Below are 17,838 nucleotides of genomic sequence, written 5' to 3' on the forward strand. Positions count from 1 at the left end.
AAACCCTTCTTTTTTCAGTGCTTCCACTTTCGGATCAGCCGTTCCTCCCTTGCGGAGTGGTGCAAAGATAGGAACTTTTATCCTTCACTTCCTAACCTTTTACGGAAATAGTTTACCGCGACACGATAAAGAGCTAGAAATGTGGATGATAAATTCATCAAAGTGGATCCATATCAGCTGTCCAGGTCGGTTTGATTGGCGGATTACCTTTTGGCATATTATTGATAGCATTCATACCGGCAGGCTGTTAGTTTGGCGGTGGTCATCTCTGTTCCGGTCCCATCTCCTATTACTCGGTTACTTCGTTACTTCGCCAATGGTTCACTTCTTCACTATGTTACTTCTTTACTCCGTTACTGTCTTACTTCATTACTATGTTACTTCTTTACTGTGTCAATTCGTCACTTTATCTTATAAACCTTTCCAGGAGAACATATCCGAACCAAATAAACATCAAATTAACCATTAAGTGGGGAATATGCCAGATATTACTTAGGGTTAATAGGGGGTTAGTAGGGATATACCCCTATTAACCCCCTGTTATACCCCTATTATACCGGTATTAAATACGAAGTTAGTCAGGATTTGGTATGCTTTTATAGTGGAACACTACATAGGTACATTGACTCTTAATATATAGCGTATCAAATTAAGCGTTACATTTTCTACGTGCCTAGTATCTATTGCAGCAATGAGGAAGTTTATCCTCAACACTGTAACAACTGCCTATCATTATCTATGACTCTGTTCAATAAATTTTACTTTTTATTCTAAAACTTACATTATATTTTATAGATTTGTCACTATTTAGATTTAGTATAAATAAATCAAACACATCAAGATATTTAACTCGATAATATGAAAAAGATCTTTCTAGCAGCCTTATTATTATCTGCACTTTATGGGAAAGCCCAAAATAATAACTCTCTGATGAATGCTGATTTCTGGAAAGGTTCGCCAAATTTAGCTGCTGTTAAAACTGAAATAGCGAAAGGAAATAGTCCTTCAAAACCAAACGCAGCTTCATTCGATCCCGTCACTACCGCTATTCTAAATAAAGCCCCAAATGATGTCATTCAATATTTAATTGAACAAGAAGGGAATAGCGTGACTAAAAAGACGCATCACAGTCGCAGTTACTTACATTGGGCCGCTTCTACAGGAAATCTTGAACTCGTACAATACTTAATATCGAAAGGATCTGATGTCAACTATCAAGATAGCCATGGTTTTCCAATTGCAGCTTATGCCGCTTCAACAGGAAATAAAAACACAGCTGTATATGATCTTTTATTTAAAGCTGGTGTAGATCCAAAACAAAAATATGAAGATGGCGCTACTTTATTATTATTGTCGGTGGCGGCAGACCATGATTTAACTATTACTGACTACTTTGTATCTAAAGGGTTATCGCTATCAGATAAAGACAACTTTGGCCGAACGGCTGTTGACTATGCCTCAAAATTAGGCGATGTAGATATCATCGAAAAACTTATTAAAAGAGGAGTAAAACCAACAAATCATGCTCTTTTCTTCGCAACACAAGGATCTAGACAGGTTACTAACGGTATCGAAACTTACAAATACTTAGTGGAAACACTAAAATTAGATCCTAAAGCGACAAATAAAGATGGTGCTACAATCTTACAGGCCTTAGTACGCAGACCAAACATGGAAGTCATCAATTACTTCCTGTCTAAAAACGTAGATGTTAACAAGGCTGACAATGAAGGAAATACAGCTCTTATGGTTGCTTCTGCAGGTAAAGATGCTAAATTGATCGAATTATTATTATCCAAAACAACCGATATAAATGCAGTTAATGACAAAGGAGAGTCTGCATTGACAAAAGCAATCGCAAATGGCTCATCAGAAATTGCGGCACTGTTATTAAAAAATGGAGCAGATATCAAAATCATCAGTAAGGAGGGAAATAACTTAGCGTATTATTGGTTAAATTCATATACCGAAAATACTCCACAAGGACAAGGTGGTCAACGCGCTCCTCAAGATCATAGTTTTGAAGAAAAATTGATCCTATTAAAGGATAATGGTTTAGCTGTAACAGAACTTCAAAAAAATAAAAGTTCTCTTTTACATTTAGCAGTTGCAAAAGAAAACTTAAACCTAATCAAAAGAATTGCGGCATTAGGGACTGATATTAATGCCCAAGATAATGACGGAATGAGTCCACTGCATAAAGCTGCTCTAATTGCAAAGGATGACACAGTTCTTAAAGAATTGATTTCATTAGGTGCTAAAAAAGAACTGATCACATCTTTTGATGAAACAGCATATGATCTAGCAAAAGAAAATGAATTTCTTACAAAAAACAATGTATCCATCGATTTCTTAAAATAATAGCATGAAAATTTCTATAAAATTTATACTCCTTTTATTCCTTGTTACTCTTTTTAGTTCCCATTCATTTGCACAATCAAGTAAGTTCAAATGCATGATTCAAATGAATAGCTACGAAGGTGAAGGTGCATATATCATCATCTCATTAATCAATCCTAAGGGAGCTTACGAAAAGACACTTTCTGTTTTAGGACCAGATAAGCAATGGTATAATACGCTAAAAGAATGGCATAAATTTCAAACCAAATCGAATGTTAAATTGAGTGCAATCACTGGTGCTTCTGTTGGTGGTGGTGACCGCGCAATGAGAACCATCGAAATTGACGACACAAAATTAAACAAAGGATATAAGCTGCGCTTTGAATCAGCCGTTGAAGAACAAAAATACCATATAACTGATGTCGAAATTCCATTGACAACAGAGGCTTTAGCTGAACGCGCTAGTGGAAAGGGTTATATTAAATTTGTAAAATTAAGCAAAGTTCAATAATTAAATGACTTTATCCATCTGGAGGTATGCACATTTAGCTCTTGCGATAGTATCATCCCTATTTTTACTTATTCTTTCCTTTACCGGAATTATATTGGCGATTGATGCAGTTAACGAAAAAACACAGGCATACCAAGTAGCAGATCTCAATACCATACACCTTTCTCAATCCATTCCGGAGTTGCGAAAGGTGTATCCCGAAATTATTGAAATAGCAGTTGACCACAATCAGTTTGTTCGTATTGATGCTTTAGATGAAGAAGGTAATACGATTAAAGGCTATATCAACCCAACAACTGGCGAGGTTTTAGGAGAGATCAAACCTAAAAGTCAATTCATTCAATGGACCACAGCTTTACACCGATCCTTATTTCTTCATGAAACGGGACGAATTATAGTAGGTGTAGTATCTTTTATACTCTTATTGATTACCATTAGTGGTATCGTTCTTATTCTTAAACGCCAACAAGGCCTGCGTCATTTCTTTTCTAAAATAAATCGAGATTTCTTTGCTCAATATTTCCATGTTGTGAGTGGAAGGCTTTTCCTAATTCCTATTTTAATGATTGCATTAACGGGAACCTATTTATTTATGGCCAGAATGGAGTTTATGAAGAAATCGAATGAAAACATTGACCATAGCATTGACGTCCATACTGAAAAAGCTGATGTTAAAGATTTTGAAATCTTTAAGCAGCACACATTAGCTGATATTGAAAAAATCGAATTCCCATTTATGGATGATGATCCAGAAGAATTCTATACGATAAAATTTAAGGATCGCGTTGCCACTGTTAATCAATTTAATGGAGCAATAATAAAAGAAACAAAATATCCCTACACTGCAGCACTAGAAAAGTTAAGTCTCGATATTCATACGGGAAGAACAAATGTGATATGGGCAGTGATTTTGGGACTTGCTTCTTTAAATATCATTTTCTTTATCTATACTGGATTTGTTATTACATTTAGAAGAACTAAAACCAAAATTAAGAATAAATACAAAGCGACTGATGCTGAAATCGTCATTTTAGTGGGTTCAGAAAATGGTAGCACCTTATTTTTTGCAAACCAAATTCACAAGCAACTTTTAGCAGATGGTAAACATTCCTTTATAACTGGGATGAACCAATATCAAAAGTTTCCAAAAGCAGCTCATCTTTTGGTGTTCACCTCTACTTATGGAATAGGAACAGCGCCAACTGGTGCTTCGAAGTTTGAAGAGCTACTTTTGAAAATTCCTCAAGAACAACAGCTGCAATACAGTGTCATTGGTTTTGGTTCACAAGCTTATCCCGATTATTGCGCTTACGCAGAACGTATGGACCAAGTTCTTGCAGCACAAGAGTGGGCCACTCGTTTCCTCGACCTGCATAAGGTAAACGATCGATCTATACATGAGTTTACGAACTGGGTTCATCATTGGAGTGAAAAATCATGCCTCGCATTAGCAACTGCGCCATCGCTGTACCAAACAAAAGTTGTGGGGCTAAAAAAACTTAAAGTTGTCAAAAAAACAACAGAAGACCATGCTACATTTACGGTTATATTGAAACCTACTGAAAAGGTCAAGTTTCAATCTGGTGATCTTTTGGCCATCTACCCCGCAAATGACCACAGGGAACGCTTTTATTCGATCTGTCAATATGATGGTATGATTCAGCTGGAAGTAAAACTACATCCTAATGGATTAGGATCAAATTTCCTATATGATCTAAAGGACAATGAATTGATCCATGCGCGCATCATGAGTAATCCCGAATTTCATTTTCCTAAGGCTCCTGCTGTCATTATGATTGCCAATGGAACTGGTATAGCACCATTTTTAGGAATGATCCAAAACAATAAGAAAACACCACTTCATTTATATGCTGGTTTTCGATATAACAATACCGTCACAAAACGTTATCAAGAATTTGCTCAAGAGGAAATTGAAAAAGAGCATTTGAAAACATTCCATTTCGCTTATTCAAGAGAGTTACAGGCTCAATATGTCATGGATCTCATCCATGAAGATGCTCAACTTTTTTTAGAACATTTAGAAAACGGTGGTGTCATTATGATCTGTGGATCACTTCATATGCAACGAGATGTTGAGCAGGTTCTGGATGGAATTACACAATCTCAAAAAGGCAAAATACTTCAGTATTACAAGGATAACAATCAGATTCTAACCGATTGTTATTAATCCTAACAGCAAAAAATCATGAAGTTTTTTTTTACCACTATATTTTTACTGATTATCCATTTAGGTCATGCCCAAGTTTTGTTAAAAAAACAAGTTACTTTAATGGGTTGCATATTTGAGATAACGATTGTAGACCAAGATACAGCAACTGTACGAAAACATATTGATTTGGTTATAGCAGAAGTCACGCGTATTGAAAATCTGATTTCAGAATGGAGACCGGAAACTCAAATTTCACAAGTCAATCGTTATGCTGGTATCAAGCCTGTACAGGTCGATCGTGAGGTTTTTGATTTAACAAAAAGAGCAATCGCATATTCAAAAAATTCAAACGGTGCTTTTGACATCAGTATTGTTGCTTTAGATAAAATATGGCGATTTGATGGAACAATGATCGAATTGCCATCGGAAGAAGCTATCCGTAAATCGGTAGAAAAAGTAGGCTATGAACATATTATATTGGACAGTACCAATTGCAGTATTTATTTATCCATACCGGGTATGAAAATCGGATTTGGGTCTATTGGAAAAGGATATGCTGCCGATATGGGCCGAGCTTTGATGCAGTCAAAGTCGGTTCAAGCTGGTATTGTCAATGCATCTGGTGATTTATCCACCTGGGGACATCAGCCCGACGGTACTCCCTGGTTAATCGGGATTAAAAATCCGTTTAAAGCTTATAAAACAATTAAAATACTCCAAATGGAAGAAAGTGCAGTCGCTACTTCCGGAAGCTATGAAAAATATGCTGAAATTGGAAACAAACGATATGCTCATATTATCAACCCCAAGACAGGTTATCCGTCAACTGGATTAACCAGTGTGAGTATCTATGGCCCTTCTGCAGAGTTTGCCAATGCTTTGAGCACCTCTATCATGGTAATGGGGCAAAAAGAAGGGTTAAAACTCGTAAAAAGATTTCCTCTTTATCACTATGTATTGATAACAGACAAGGGAAAAATACTAAAAAGCCATTAACAGCATATTAGTGGAACGATTTACCGTCCTCCTGTTTGGATTCAATCTCTTCAATATCATCGTCAAACAAAATACGAACTGATGGCGTGTAGGTATCGTCATTTTGTCCTGTTTTATTTGCCCAAAAGAATGCACCTAAAAATAATAAGGCAACAAATACACTACATCCAATTAACATAAAGATGATACTCATAATACTATTTCAAATTACTAAAAAACACTTATAATCCCCGTCTTTTTGCGAACCAACGCGTCAACAAACTTGTAAAAGATATAATGGTCACCGTACTTATTGGCATCAGTATCGCTGCAAATAAAGGTGACATTTCTCCCTGAACAGCAAAACTCAATCCGATCACATTATAAAAAAGAGAAATACAAAAACTCAAATGAATGACTCGTACCGCATCTTTACTAAAGGCAAAAAACTGAGGTAATTTTTGAAAAGCTGCACCATCCAAAATCGCATCACAACCAGGTGAAAAATTGTTAATATCATCACTGACAGCGATTCCTAAATCTGCAGCTTTTAAGGCTCCGGCATCATTCAAACCATCTCCAATCATACAGACATTTCGACCATCCCCTTTAAACATGTTAATGATATTCAATTTATCTTGCGGTGACTGATTAAACAGTAAACGTGTTGATGATGGAAAAATCTCTTTTAACACTTCTTTTTTTCGATCATTATCTCCAGAGATCAGGTGTAGGTCATAATTTCTTAAATTATGAATAATACCAGCAAGTCCCGTGCGCCACGATTGTTCCATAGCAAAGCTACCTTTCACCTTGTCATTGATGGAAACAAATACATAGGAAGCATCTTCTGTGTTTTTGGGTGCATGAACAAATCGGGCACTGCCAATTTTGATGGTATATTTTCCAATCTGCGTGATTGATCCTTCCCCTATCTTTTCTTCATATCGATCAACAGGAACTGGTTCTATGTGATCTAACCATTTTACGATCTCCCGACTCAAGGGGTGACTTGAATTTCGGCATGCAGAATAGACCAATACTTTCTCTTCCTGAGTCAAAAAGCCTTCAAAAGCAATACCGCTAACTGTTGGAGAGGAAATCGTACCTGTTTTATCAAAAACTAAGACATCAATGGCTGCCATCTGCTCGATAGCATCCGTATTTTTGACATAGAATTTATTTCGATCAAAGACACTTAAAGCTGCTGAAAGTGTAAATGGAGAACTCAGTGCTAAAGCACACGGACAGGCGATAATCAACACGGCAGTAAATGCTCCCCATGCTTTGTTAACATCTTGGCCTACCATCCAGAAAACCGTTGCTGATACCGCAATCAATAATAAAGCAATTGTGAAATACTTACTGATATAACTAATAAATGTTTGAAATTGACGATCATACTGCTTATAATTATCGTTATTCCAAAGTTTGGTTAAATAAGATTGCGATACAGATTTGACCACTTCCAACTCAATTGCTTCAGCCATTTGACGGCCTCCCGCATAGATCACTTCACCTAATATTTTGCTGATGGGTTTGGATTCACCTGTCACGAAACTGAAATCAACACATGCTTCACCATGTAACAAAACAGCATCTGCAGGAATAATTTCATTATTACGTACTAATATACGATCTCCCACGTGAAGGTCAGCAAGTTGTATAGACTTCTCCTTTCCCTCTTTTATGGTGGTAACGGCTACTGGGAAATAGCTTCTATAATCACGCTCAAAGGAGATATGATAATACGTTCTTTCCTGCACCCATTTTCCAATCAAAATAAAGAATACCAAACTGCAAAGGGTATCTCCAAAACCTGCTCCTGTCTGTGAAATCACTTCATAAGCCGTGCGGAGAAATAATATAAAAATCCCAAGCGCCAATGGCACATCCAGATTTAATCTTTTTTGACGAATACTTAAAAATGCGGATTTAAAATAATAAGAAGCACTGTAGCATAATACGGGTAAAGTAAATAAGAGATTGGCATATCCAAAAAATACCGAATATGATTTTTCAAAACCTGCAAGTCCAAAATATTCCGGAAAACTCAACATCATGGAATTGCCAAAACAAAATCCTGCGACTGCAATTTTTGCAATCAATGGATTTGAATTTACCTTCTTGCCTTCTTTAACTACATCTTGAAGGGTAATCTTAGGTTCGTAACCTATGCTCACCAAAAGCTCAACAAGATCATATAATGATAAATCGTTGTGCTTAAACGTGATGCTAGCTTGTTTTTTCATAAAATCAACCTTCGAGGAGACTACATGTGGATTGATTTTATACAAATTTTCTAATAACCAGATGCAGGAACTACAATGTATAACGGGTATATAAAAAGTAATGATGGTGATCTGCTCATCCTTAAAATCGATCAATTTATCCGCTATAGCAGCTTCATTCAAATAGGATAAATCTGCCGTTTTTCCCTGTTTGGATTTCCCTGGGTGCTGATTGTAACGATAATAACTTTGCATATTATTTTCGTTGAGAATCTGGTACACCGTTTGGCAACCTAAACAACAGAAATCATGTTCAGCATAACGATAGCCAGCCAATTCGATTGCATCACCACAGTGAAAGCAATGCTGTGCTACTTGAATCTCTTTCGTTTCCACCATCTTTTAATCGTTAAATAGCTTGACTGAATAATTGCATTTCGCTTTTTGATTTTTGTAATCTCAGATCAAATGCCATACATACATTTCGAAGAAAAGATTTACCCAAAGAAGTGATGATAACCTGGTCCACCTCTATACGAACCACTCCTTCATCGATCATTTCTTGCAGTTTTTCCAAAATCGTCTCGTTACCCAAAAAGCCATTGGTCAATTTGGTCTCACCTTTACACATCAGATCTAAAATATGCCTTCTAATGATGACATCTTCTGCATCAAGTAAGTGACCTTTAACCACGGGCAATTGACCTTGATCTAACATCTGTTGATATTCTTCGACACGCTTGACATTCTGTGCAAAACCATTCCATGAATCGCTGATCGAAGAAACTCCCAAACCAATGAGTAAAGGGCGATAACGATCTGCATACCCCATAAAATTACGATGAAGTCTTTTTTCTTGGAATGCGATGAACAATTCATCGTCTGGTTTTGCAAAGTGATCCATCCCGACATCCAGATAGCCTGCTTCTTGTATTAATTTCTTACCTCGGGTATACAAGGCCAACTTCTCCTCCCCTTGAGGCAAATCAAGTTCTGTATAGTGACGTTGCCCAGGCTTGATCCAGGGAACATGTGCATAACTGTAGAAAGAAATACGATCCGGATTTAGGATTAAAGATTCATTTATCGTTTCGGTTATGGTTTTTAAGTTTTGTTTGGGCAGACCGTATATCAAATCAAAATTAATAGAGGTGTATCCGATCGAGCGTGCTTCTTGCATGACACGTCTCACATCCGCAACATCTTGTCTTCTATTGATCGTAAATTGTACAAGTGGATCGAAATCTTGAATACCTAAACTTAATCTTCGAAATCCCAATTGATATAACACATCAAGGTGTTCATAGGTCGTATTTCCCGGATGTGCTTCAAATGAAAAAGAAGCATCATCGGCTATTTGTGCATGAGCTAAAATACCTTTGATCAATTTCGTCAAATGCTCTGGAGCAAAAAAAGTAGGGGTCCCACCACCGAGGTGAATTTCAGAAATCAAAGGCGCACCTTCCTTCAATATTGCTGTATACATCCCCCACTCTTTCAGTAAACTATCGATATAGGGTAATTCAACTTTATGATTTTTTGTAATTCGGGTATTGCATCCACAATAAGTACACAGACTTTCGCAAAAAGGCAAATGAATATATAAACTTATTCCTGAATCCTTTGATTTTTGATAAGTATGATATACGCTTTGCTTCCACCCTTGAACAGAAAATTGTTCATTATCCCAAAAAGGAACTGTTGGATAACTGGTGTAACGGGGTGCGGCAACATTATATTTTCGCACAAGCTCTTGTAATGCTATTCCACTATTCGTTTTCATGGTCATCTTATAATTTCACTTTACACTCTTTTAAACAACAACAAGCAGCTCCGACACATTTACCCGCACCCCAAAGATTCAGGTTGCGAATTGTTTGCTCGGCTATCCCTTTTGGAGTTTGATCCTCATAAGGGGTATTGGCAACTTGAATATCTAACTTTCCAGCTTCGATTAGATCAATATGTTCCGTACCTAATGTACGTGTCAAAATGCGACTAACACCCATATTTTTTAATGTTCGCAACATCGAAGCTCCTAATATATCATGTGCAGAGATAATCACCACATCTTTTCCTGTAGCATAAACTTTTGTTTCTTCATTAAGCCCATTAGCAATTAAGGTCAAATGGTGCATTTTACCATTAGCGATTGCTAACAACTCTTTTTCAAAGGCCTGAATACTATAAACAACTACTTTCATGCTATCTTTTTTGATATTCTAAATTGCGAACTAATACAAAAGTAAATAGTCTACAAATACCTGCACATGAACTTCATCAGCTTAAAATGTGATTTACATCACAATATAATTCGTTATTAAAATCAGTTTTAAAACAAATAGGGGCTGAATCCGTAATGGATTCAGCCCCTATTTGTTAATTGAGCAACAGTATTCTTATTGTTTGACTTTTCTTAGATTTTTAACAGAGAAGATACGTATCGCACTCTTCTCCTTTGCAATCAAATTTTCATCTCGAAAATCCGCCAGAACCCTTGAAATCGTTTCATTTGCCGTACCTGCAATCGTTGCAATACCTTCTCTGGAGATTTGAATCACACATTCATCTTTGACTGTGGTATCAACAGTTTTTTCAGCAATACTAACGAGTGCATTGGCTATTCGTTTACGAACAGTATCATAAGCAAAGGCGAGCAACTGCTCCTCTTTTTCTCTAATATTGCCTGTTAACAGTTTAATAAATTTACCCGCTATCAATGGTTTTCGATACAGTAATTCAAAGAAATCTTCCTTTGTGATTAGCGCAATTTCAGTTTTTTCTGTTGCTTCCACATTGTCCGAATATTTTTCATTGAGTAACATGGCTTCATAGCCTAAGTAAGCACCTGCAGACTGCATATCTGTAGAGAGTTCGCGGCCATCTGTATAACACAGGAAACTCCTCACTTGTCCACTTAAAACAAAATAGACAAATACCGGAGAATCTCCTTCTTCATATACAGATTGCTTTTTCTTAAACACTTTGACACGAGATTTTTCAATAAGTTCTCTTAATAAAAAATCTTGTTCTTCAGGGCTGAGATACAATGAATTTTTAATCGCTATAGCTTCCCCTATCTGTCCTCTTTTTTTGAAGCGAACATCAATGGCATTCAACAGTTCAACATCATCAAAGGGTTTTGTTAAATAATCATCTGCCCCCAATTCCATCGCTTTGCGCATATCTGAACGCTCGGCTTTTGCTGTTAAGAAAATAAATGGAATATGCGCTGTCTCTTCATGTTTGCTTAAAATATACAGAACACCATAACCATCGAGTTCAGGCATCATGATATCGCACAGAATCAGATCGGGTAAATGAGCTATTGCTAGATCGACACCAGTACGACCATTTTCTGCCGAAAGAACATGATAGCGACCTGTTAGCTCAAGAATCTCTGCTGTTCCTTCTCTTATATCTGTATTATCCTCTATGATAAGTATTGTCTTCTTTTCCACCTCCAATTATTTATTTTGAGTAAATACCATCTTTAAAAAAGTTCCTTCATTCAACGCTGATTTATATTCCATCAATCCATCCATCAGATGAACATAACGTTTTACGATATTCAATCCAAGACCAGTACCTGGAATATTTCCTGTATTATGCGCCCTAAAAAAGGGTTCGAACAGGTTTTTTTGCTCTTCCTCTGGAATACCAATGCCATTATCGCGAACGGTTATGATACAGGTATCTGCTTCAATGATGGTATTAAATTCGATAAATGTATCCTCTCCAGAATATTTTATTGCATTTGAAATCAAATTTACAACTGCATTTTTCAACAAATTAGCATCCATCATAAACACACCGACCTCTCCTGTATGTTGGTATACAATATGTTGATTTTTCTTACAGATCAATTGCATCTCTTCTGTAATTTCTTCAGCAAGTTCAACCACATTGATCATTTGTTTATTGACCGTAACAACACCCGCTTCCAGCTTTTCCAATGATAAAAAATCATTTAAGATACTGGTGAGCAATTGCACCGAATTTTTGATTTTGTTCGTATGTTTCATGACACTTGCAAAATCCGGTTTTTCAAGATATTTATCGATCAGTGACGCGGATAATTGTACCGAGCTCAGTGGTGTTCTAAATTCATGTGAAGCCATCGAAACGAATCTTGATTTCAACTGTCCTAATTCCTTCTCTTTTTCTAAAGATTTCGAAACTTCGGCTTTTGTTTTCTCCAACTCGGATACCAGCATGATCAAGTCTTTCGTTCTTTCACTCACTTTTTGCTCCAGCTCAACCGCATGTTTTTTCAATCGGTTTTCCGCTGCTTTCTCTCTTGTAATATCATGTATAAAGCCTGTAAAGATATTTCTATTTTTATACCAGACTTCACTTACAGCCAAACGAAAAGGAAAGGTGGTTCCATCTTTCTTTCTTCCCAGAACCTCCCTTCCTATTCCAATGATCTTTTTATGCCCTGTTCTTTTATAATTATCGATATAGCTATCGTGATGACTCTGATCTGGTTCGGGCATTAACATCGAAACATTGTTGCCAATGACTTCTTCATCCGTATAGCCAAATAACTTACAAGCCGCCGGATTAATAGATTCAATCAATCCCCGATTATCGATCGTAATGATACCATCGATTGCATGATCAATAATTGCTTCTAAAAGCTTCGCGCTTTCCATGAATTACTTCACTAATTTTTTATATTTAAGACGGTGTGGCGTGACATCACCAATTCTTTTCTTTCTGTTTTCCTCATATTCTGAATAGTTACCCTCAAAGAAATAAACCTGAGAATCACCTTCAAATGCCAGGATATGGGTACAAATACGATCTAGGAACCATCTATCGTGGGAAATAACTACTGCACAACCACCAAAATTCTCTAAACCTTCTTCCAAAGCACGTAGCGTATTCACATCGATATCATTGGTAGGCTCATCCAGAAGAAGTACGTTTGAACTCTTCTTTAAGGTAATCGCTAAGTGCACGCGGTTACGTTCCCCACCAGACAATACACCGACTTTCTTTTGTTGGTCAGCACCGTTAAAGTTGAATTTGGAGACGTAAGCTCTAGAGTTGGAAGAACGATTGCCCAGCATGATGTTTTCATTACCATCGGTAATATTTTCCCATACCGATTTCTCTGGATCCAAATCATCATGATTTTGATCGACATAACCAAGCACTACAGTTTCACCCACTTTGAAAGTACCCGTATCCGGTTGCTCTTGACCTGTAATCAAGCGGAACAAAGTAGTTTTACCAGCACCATTGGGACCAATGATACCAACAATACCAGCAGGAGGAAGAGAGAAACTTAAATTTTCAAATAAAATACGATCTCCGTAAGATTTCGAAATATTATCCGCTTCAATCACGACATTTCCTAAGCGCGGTCCTGGCGGGATAAATAGTTCTAATTTCTCTTCACGGTCTTTCGTTTCCTCTGACGCTAATTTCTCGTAATTATGAAGACGTGCTTTAGATTTGGCATGTCTAGCTTTTGGAGCCATACGTACCCATTCCAATTCACGTTCTAATGTTTTCTGACGTTTAGATTCGGTCTTTTCCTCTTGTGCTAGGCGTTTAGATTTTTGATCTAACCAAGAAGAGTAATTTCCTTTCCAAGGCAAACCTTCACCGCGGTCCAGTTCTAAAATCCATCCCGCTACATTATCTAAGAAGTAACGATCGTGGGTCACAGCAATGACCGTTCCTTTATATTGTTTTAAATGTTGTTCTAACCAGTCAATAGACTCGGCATCCAAGTGATTGGTAGGCTCATCCAGCAATAAAACATCAGGTTCTTGTAATAAAAGGCGACACATTGCTACACGTCGACGCTCACCTCCTGACAAATTGGCAATCTTAGCATCTGGCTCTGGACAACGTAAAGCATCCATTGCACGCTCCAATTTTGAATCAATTTCCCAAGCATTTGTAGCATCAATAATATCTTGAAGCTCACCTTGTCTGCTTAATAGCTTATCCATCTCATCGGCATTCTCATACACTTCAGGTAAGCCAAATTTTTCGTTTATTTCTTCGTACTCTTTTAAAATAGCGGTTATTTCTGCAACACCTTCTTGAACGATTTCAAGCACCGTTTTTTCTGGATCCAAAATAGGTTCTTGGGCTAAATAGCCTACAGAATAACCTGGAGAGAATACTACTTCACCTTGAAAAGATTTATCTAAACCGGCAATGATTTTTAATAATGAAGATTTACCAGAACCGTTAAGACCGATTACACCAATCTTTGCACCGTAGAAAAAAGAAAGGTAAATGTTTTTTAAAACTTGTTTTTGAGGAGGGTAAATTTTGTTGACACCCGCCATTGAAAAGATTATTTTTTCGTCTGACATACTAATCAATTATACTTTATTTGGACAATAAATACACACAAATGTAAACTTTTATACTGACATTTTGATCGATTTAATAGCATGGCTTAATTGTTGATAAATATTACTAAAATATTAAGGATTGATAAAGTAAATTTATTACATTTATATCATTCTTGGTCATTAAAAGAAAGGTAAATTACATGGAAGCAAAATTTTCACCGCGCGTAAAAGATGTCATATCGTACAGTAGAGAAGAGGCTTTGAGGTTGCGTCACGATTATATTGGCACAGAACATTTGTTGTTAGGTTTGATTCGTGAAGGTGATGGCATGGCAATCAAGATCCTGAGAAATATCGGGATTGACACTGCAGCTTTACGACAGTCTGTAGAGGAAGCCGTGAAAAGCTCAGCTGTATCTCGCACCCCTATTGGCAATATGCCACTTACTAAACAAGCAGAAAAAGTACTTAAAATCACATATTTAGAAGCTAAAATTTTTAAAAGTGAAATTATAGGAACGGAACATTTGCTATTAGCGATATTAAGAGATGAGGATAATATCGCATCTCAAATATTACAGCAATATCAAGTGAGTTATGATATTTTCAAAGCGGAAGTAGAACAGAATAAAACTACGATTCGTGATGAAGCTCCAGGTTCGTCAACTGGTGATGACGATTATCCTGAAGAAGAGCAATTCATCCAGCCTAAAAAGGTTTCTGACATCAAATCTAAAACTCCGGTTTTGGATAACTTTGGCCGTGACTTAACAAAGGCTGCTGAAGAAGGTCGTCTGGATCCGATAGTAGGTCGTGAAAAGGAAATAGAACGTGTTTCTCAAATCTTATCACGCCGTAAGAAAAACAATCCGTTGTTGATCGGTGAGCCAGGTGTTGGTAAATCTGCTATTGCAGAAGGACTGGCGCTACGTATCGTACAACGTAAGGTATCACGTGTGTTGTTCAACAAACGTGTTGTTACGCTTGACTTGGCTTCTTTAGTGGCGGGTACCAAGTACCGCGGTCAGTTTGAAGAGCGCATGAAAGCTGTGATGAACGAGTTGGAAAAATCTCCAGATGTAATTTTATTCATCGATGAGATTCATACGATTGTAGGTGCTGGTGGAGCTTCGGGTTCATTAGATGCATCTAACATGTTCAAACCTGCATTAGCAAGAGGTGAGATTCAATGTATCGGAGCTACGACATTGGATGAATATCGTCAGTACATTGAAAAAGATGGCGCATTAGACCGTCGTTTTCAACGGGTCACGATTGAACCTGCTACGCATGATGAGACTATTGAGATTTTGAATCGTATTAAAGAAAAATACGAGGAACATCATAATGTCAACTACACTCCAGAAGCGATTGAAGCTTGTGTAAGCTTAACGACTCGTTATATTACGGACCGTTTCTTACCAGACAAAGCGATTGATGCTTTGGATGAGGCAGGATCGCGTGTGCATTTGACGAACATTCATGTTCCGCAAACGATTATTGATATTGAAGAGAAGATCGAAGAAATCAAATTAGAGAAAAATCGTGTTGTACGTAGTCAAAAATATGAAGAGGCTGCTAAACTAAGGGATACTGAGAAAAAACTTTTGGAGGAACTTGACCGTGAGAAGATCGCATGGGAAGAAGAAACCAAAGCGAAGCGTTATGTCGTTAGTGAAGATAATGTAGCAGAAGTTGTCTCGATGATGACAGGGATTCCTGTTCAACGTGTTAGCCAAACAGATAGCCAAAAACTACTGAATATGGGTGACTTGATGAAAAATAGAATCATCGGACAGGACGACGCGGTACAAAAGTTAGTGAAAGCTATCCAACGTACTCGTGCGGGTTTAAAAGATCCGAAGAAGCCCATTGGTTCATTCATCTTCCTTGGTCCAACAGGTGTTGGTAAAACGGAGTTAGCGAAAGAATTAGCACGTTTTATGTTTGATTCTGAAGATGCATTGATCCAGATCGACATGAGTGAATACATGGAGAAATTTGCGATATCACGTTTAGTGGGAGCGCCTCCAGGATATGTTGGTTATGAAGAAGGTGGTCAACTGACTGAGAAAGTTCGTCGTAAACCTTATGCGGTCATCTTATTGGATGAGATTGAAAAAGCACATCCTGATGTTTTCAACTTATTGTTGCAGGTATTGGATGAAGGACAATTGACAGATAGCTTAGGTCGTAAAGTTGATTTTAGAAATACGATCATCATTATGACTTCAAATATTGGAGCTCGCCAGTTGAAGGAGTTCGGTCAAGGTGTTGGTTTTACCACTGCGGCAAAAACAACTCAAACAGATTCTCATTCGAGATCGGTTATTGAAACAGCTCTGAAACGTGCCTTTGCTCCTGAGTTCTTAAATCGTATTGATGATGTGATTGTTTTCAATTCATTATCCAAAGAGAATATTTTCAAAATCATTGATATTGAATTGAGATCTCTATTCGGTAGAATTACAGATTTAGGTTATACCATTGATTTGACTGTAGCTGCTAAAGAGTTTATTGCAGAGAAAGGATACGACACTAATTTTGGAGCCCGTCCATTAAAACGAGCAATTCAAAAATATTTAGAAGATCCAATTGCTGAAGAAATCTTAAAAGGCGATATCAAAGCTGGCGATCGTTTAAAAGTTGATTTAAACGCTGAAACGAAAGAAATAGAAGTAGTTGCAGACCGATCAGAAACACCGATTGAACCTGCTGATAAGAAAGAGGACTAATAGAATTTTATTAATTTATAAAAATGCACCATAATGGTGCATTTTTTGTTAGAAGTGTTAATAGAATGTTAAACTTTTTTAGTGAACGGCAGTCTTACAAATACGAAACAAAATAATTATAGATATGAAAAGAATTTTATTAGCCCTATTAATAGGTGGTGCAACCTTAACTTCACTTAGTTCTTGCACGAAAGAATACATAACTAATGAAAATTTCCTACCAGGAATAAGTTATACTGCAGCTGTACCAACTGCTGACTGGGATTTAATTGCAGGCACAAATACATACGTTGTAGAATTAGATTTCCCAGAATTGGATAAAAAATACTTTGATCATGGGACTGTTACTATCGCCATGAAGACAAAAAGTAATCCAACTCAGTATGAGATTATTCCTGCAACAATAGATAACTACAACTATTCAGCTAATTATTCTATTGGAAAAATTAAAATCTATGCTAAAGAGGTTGGATCTTCAACAATTATAAAATCTCCAGAAGATATGACGGTGAAGATTACCCTTACTGACGCAGACAACGGTGGTAACTAG

13 protein-coding genes are annotated in these 17,838 nt (G+C 37.0%); 6 read left to right on the forward strand and 7 right to left on the reverse strand.

Going from position 1 to position 17,838, the window contains the following annotated elements:
- The first annotated feature begins 858 nt into the window (after nucleotides 1–858).
- The 4 genes from C8N37_RS20425 to C8N37_RS20440 are packed head-to-tail and all read left to right on the forward strand — an operon-like array spanning nucleotide 859 to nucleotide 6,017.
- Nucleotides 859–2,361: an ankyrin repeat domain-containing protein gene (locus C8N37_RS20425; protein WP_108160671.1), complete on the forward strand. Its 1,503-nt coding sequence runs from the start codon at nucleotides 859–861 to the stop codon at nucleotides 2,359–2,361.
- A gap of 4 nt (nucleotides 2,362–2,365) precedes the next feature.
- Nucleotides 2,366–2,851, forward strand: a complete 486-nt coding sequence (locus C8N37_RS20430; RefSeq protein WP_108160672.1) for a DUF2271 domain-containing protein — start codon at nucleotides 2,366–2,368, stop codon at nucleotides 2,849–2,851.
- Between the two features lie 4 nt (nucleotides 2,852–2,855).
- Nucleotides 2,856–5,039 carry a PepSY domain-containing protein gene (locus C8N37_RS20435; RefSeq protein ID WP_108160673.1) on the forward strand — a complete coding sequence of 728 codons (2,184 nt, stop codon included), beginning with the start codon at nucleotides 2,856–2,858 and terminating at the stop codon, nucleotides 5,037–5,039.
- A gap of 18 nt (nucleotides 5,040–5,057) precedes the next feature.
- Nucleotides 5,058–6,017, forward strand: coding sequence for an FAD:protein FMN transferase (locus C8N37_RS20440; protein WP_211322315.1), 960 nt, complete (start codon nucleotides 5,058–5,060; stop codon nucleotides 6,015–6,017).
- Between the two features lie 7 nt (nucleotides 6,018–6,024).
- On the opposite strand, the gene ccoS is transcribed toward C8N37_RS20440, so the two are convergent.
- From ccoS to ettA, 7 genes are all read right to left on the reverse strand, one after another.
- Nucleotides 6,025–6,210 (reverse strand): cbb3-type cytochrome oxidase assembly protein CcoS, encoded by a 186-nt coding sequence (gene ccoS / locus C8N37_RS20445; RefSeq protein ID WP_108160674.1) that lies wholly within the window; start codon nucleotides 6,208–6,210, stop codon nucleotides 6,025–6,027.
- A 28-nt stretch (nucleotides 6,211–6,238) separates the two neighbouring features.
- Nucleotides 6,239–8,626, reverse strand: a complete 2,388-nt coding sequence (locus C8N37_RS20450; RefSeq protein ID WP_244914491.1) for a heavy metal translocating P-type ATPase — start codon at nucleotides 8,624–8,626, stop codon at nucleotides 6,239–6,241.
- Between the two features lie 10 nt (nucleotides 8,627–8,636).
- The gene (hemN, locus tag C8N37_RS20455; RefSeq protein WP_108160745.1) at nucleotides 8,637–10,010 is read right to left on the reverse strand and encodes an oxygen-independent coproporphyrinogen III oxidase; all 1,374 of its coding nucleotides are present in this window, start codon (nucleotides 10,008–10,010) and stop codon (nucleotides 8,637–8,639) included.
- Nucleotides 10,011–10,017: 7 nt separating this feature from the next.
- Nucleotides 10,018–10,431, reverse strand: a complete 414-nt coding sequence (locus C8N37_RS20460; RefSeq protein ID WP_108160675.1) for a Rossmann-fold NAD(P)-binding domain-containing protein — start codon at nucleotides 10,429–10,431, stop codon at nucleotides 10,018–10,020.
- Between the two features lie 195 nt (nucleotides 10,432–10,626).
- Entirely contained in the window at nucleotides 10,627–11,688 is a 1,062-nt protein-coding gene (locus C8N37_RS20465) for a response regulator (RefSeq protein WP_108160746.1), read from the reverse strand.
- A 6-nt stretch (nucleotides 11,689–11,694) separates the two neighbouring features.
- The gene (locus tag C8N37_RS20470; protein ID WP_108160676.1) at nucleotides 11,695–12,885 is read right to left on the reverse strand and encodes a PAS domain-containing sensor histidine kinase; all 1,191 of its coding nucleotides are present in this window, start codon (nucleotides 12,883–12,885) and stop codon (nucleotides 11,695–11,697) included.
- 3 nt (nucleotides 12,886–12,888) lie between these two features.
- Nucleotides 12,889–14,571, reverse strand: coding sequence for an energy-dependent translational throttle protein EttA (gene ettA / locus C8N37_RS20475; RefSeq protein WP_094772993.1), 1,683 nt, complete (start codon nucleotides 14,569–14,571; stop codon nucleotides 12,889–12,891).
- 182 nt (nucleotides 14,572–14,753) lie between these two features.
- Between ettA and C8N37_RS20480 the strand changes: the two genes are divergently transcribed.
- Both C8N37_RS20480 and C8N37_RS20485 read left to right on the forward strand, forming a co-directional pair.
- Nucleotides 14,754–17,288: an ATP-dependent Clp protease ATP-binding subunit gene (locus C8N37_RS20480; RefSeq protein WP_108160677.1), complete on the forward strand. Its 2,535-nt coding sequence runs from the start codon at nucleotides 14,754–14,756 to the stop codon at nucleotides 17,286–17,288.
- 124 nt (nucleotides 17,289–17,412) lie between these two features.
- Nucleotides 17,413–17,838, forward strand: a complete 426-nt coding sequence (locus C8N37_RS20485) for a hypothetical protein (protein ID WP_108160678.1) — start codon at nucleotides 17,413–17,415, stop codon at nucleotides 17,836–17,838.

This window comes from Sphingobacterium faecium, assembly GCF_003054045.1.
In the GTDB taxonomy this organism is placed as follows: Bacteria; Bacteroidota; Bacteroidia; order Sphingobacteriales; family Sphingobacteriaceae; genus Sphingobacterium; species Sphingobacterium faecium.

Coding starts and splice junctions, on each gene's coding strand:
- C8N37_RS20425 (WP_108160671.1), top strand. CDS start 859: ATGAAAAAGATCTTTCTAGCAGCCTTATTATTATCTGCACTTTATGGG.
- C8N37_RS20430 (WP_108160672.1), top strand. CDS start 2,366: ATGAAAATTTCTATAAAATTTATACTCCTTTTATTCCTTGTTACTCTT.
- C8N37_RS20435 (WP_108160673.1), top strand. CDS start 2,856: ATGACTTTATCCATCTGGAGGTATGCACATTTAGCTCTTGCGATAGTA.
- C8N37_RS20440 (WP_211322315.1), top strand. CDS start 5,058: ATGAAGTTTTTTTTTACCACTATATTTTTACTGATTATCCATTTAGGT.
- ccoS (WP_108160674.1), bottom strand. CDS start 6,210: ATGAGTATCATCTTTATGTTAATTGGATGTAGTGTATTTGTTGCCTTA.
- C8N37_RS20450 (WP_244914491.1), bottom strand. CDS start 8,626: ATGGTGGAAACGAAAGAGATTCAAGTAGCACAGCATTGCTTTCACTGT.
- hemN (WP_108160745.1), bottom strand. CDS start 10,010: ATGAAAACGAATAGTGGAATAGCATTACAAGAGCTTGTGCGAAAATAT.
- C8N37_RS20460 (WP_108160675.1), bottom strand. CDS start 10,431: ATGAAAGTAGTTGTTTATAGTATTCAGGCCTTTGAAAAAGAGTTGTTA.
- C8N37_RS20470 (WP_108160676.1), bottom strand. CDS start 12,885: ATGGAAAGCGCGAAGCTTTTAGAAGCAATTATTGATCATGCAATCGAT.
- ettA (WP_094772993.1), bottom strand. CDS start 14,571: ATGTCAGACGAAAAAATAATCTTTTCAATGGCGGGTGTCAACAAAATT.
- C8N37_RS20480 (WP_108160677.1), top strand. CDS start 14,754: ATGGAAGCAAAATTTTCACCGCGCGTAAAAGATGTCATATCGTACAGT.
- C8N37_RS20485 (WP_108160678.1), top strand. CDS start 17,413: ATGAAAAGAATTTTATTAGCCCTATTAATAGGTGGTGCAACCTTAACT.